General features: G+C 53.3%; 1 protein-coding gene and 2 pseudogenes. 1 reads left to right on the top strand and 2 read right to left on the bottom strand.

Annotated elements, in window-relative coordinates; genetic code table 11:
- Positions 1–106 (top strand): annotated as a pseudogene (locus tag E2L08_RS16775) (IS5/IS1182 family transposase); the annotation flags it as partial.
- Here E2L08_RS16775 and E2L08_RS16770 read toward each other — a convergent pair.
- On the bottom strand, positions 90–1,391 hold the full coding sequence (locus E2L08_RS16770; RefSeq protein WP_168771193.1) for a DEAD/DEAH box helicase: 1,302 nt from the start codon (positions 1,389–1,391) through the stop codon (positions 90–92). The pseudogene E2L08_RS16775 and the gene E2L08_RS16770 sit on opposite strands and share 17 nt — an antisense overlap.
- A pseudogene (locus E2L08_RS16765) lies at positions 1,388–1,494 on the bottom strand (IS5/IS1182 family transposase); the annotation flags it as partial. The gene E2L08_RS16770 and the pseudogene E2L08_RS16765, both read right to left, overlap by 4 nt.

The following is a 1,494-nucleotide window of genomic DNA, read 5'->3' as shown; positions in this document are numbered from 1 at the left end:
CGGTAGGTTGAAAGACTGGCGTCGCATCGCCACCCGCTACGACAGATGCCCGAAGGTCTTCCTCTCCGCCATCGCCCTCGCCGCAACCGTCATGTTCTGGTTATGAATCCTGACCCTAGCGGTATCGGACTATCTGAAAGGGGTTTGAGTGCACTTGGACTGTTTGGCTGTGGTAGCCAATTCGAGTCCAGCGCAAACAAGCCGTACGGAGTGACCGACACGTCCGGCGTGATGCCATTGCTCAATTGTGCGGTGAAATCCCAAAGTTCAGTGTGCGAATACACTACACATCCCCGAAGCTGGCGGGTCGGCTTCCACTCATAGTCAAAGGCCACGAAAGGACGACCAGTTCGGTTTTCGAGCCAGTCCTTCAGCTCTGATCCATTAGAGATCATCGCAGACAGTAGCAAAAAATCGGAACTCTCATTGATCTGACCGAACTGCAAAAAGCAAAGCATCGCGTCGATGCTCCCCCGGTCAGCTCGAATGCCGGTAGGAGAAGTAGGATCGATGGCGGCGCTCATCAGGTGAAATTCATCGAACACCAACAGACCAACGTTTTGAAAAAGATGGGGTGCAAAGGTCAGAAGAGCAAAACACTTCTCAGGCGTCATGACAGCAATGTCGGGCAGTCTTTCCACTGTCTCGTCCAAGGTAAGCTCGTCAAGGCTTTGGGCTACAGCTAGCTCTGAGAGACGTTCATTAAGATCAAACTCTACTTGTGAGACGAGCGCGTGGGTCGGTGCCAGATAAAGGACGGATTTTCCTGACGCCAACGTCGCGGCAATCTTCAAGCCAGATAGGGTAGATTTGCCTGTGCCAGTTGGCGTGGTCATGATCATGGAAGAGCCCACATCTAAGAAACCAGTTGCAATAGCAGCTTTGTGGTTCTCCCAGATTAGAGGCCATCTCTTGGCCTCCCGGGTTATCCAGTCACGCCAAGCTCCGTGATCAGTGCCATTCGGGTTCGGAATGCTAACCAATAGATTGTCAGCCACGGCTCCGAGGGAAATGCGCAAAAGGGAAGCGAGATGGTGCGGTCCGGGAAAAGTGGTCAACGCAACAATCGGAGTGTCAGCCACGCCATCCAAACTCTCTGACAAAGGCCCGGCTAGAGAGATAACTCGTTGAAGAGTCGAGTGTACGTCTTCAAGAGCCCCAGGTTCCGAATGACCTACCGAGAATTTCGAGAACGTAATAAGCGACCGGAGAATTTCCCTGTAAAGCAGGTCAGTGGCAAGTGCCTCACTTGTTTCCGAACCAGCATCTACCTGTTCGATTTCCGTGTTGGAGATATCTTCGTATTGCCCCCGTGCAAGACGGCCGAGCGTCAGGATCAGCAGCCGCCTAAGTGCATTTTCTTCACCAGTCGCTCTAGGGTCAGGATTCATAACCAGAACATGACGGTTGCGGCGAGGGCGATGGCGGAGAGGAAGACCTTCGGGCATCTGTCGTAGCGGGTGGCGATGCGACGCCAGTCTTTCAACCTACCGA

The sequence above is a fragment of the Palleronia sediminis genome (assembly GCF_004358695.1).
GTDB classification, from domain to species: Bacteria; Pseudomonadota; Alphaproteobacteria; order Rhodobacterales; family Rhodobacteraceae; genus Palleronia; species Palleronia sediminis.
Note: the sequence above shows the minus strand (reverse complement) of the source record. Positions and strands in the feature narration are given on the sequence as shown.

Bases quoted from the DNA above. Each gene is read 5' to 3' on its own strand.
- E2L08_RS16770 (WP_168771193.1), bottom strand. From the start codon at position 1,391: ATGAATCCTGACCCTAGAGCGACTGGTGAAGAAAATGCACTTAGGCGG.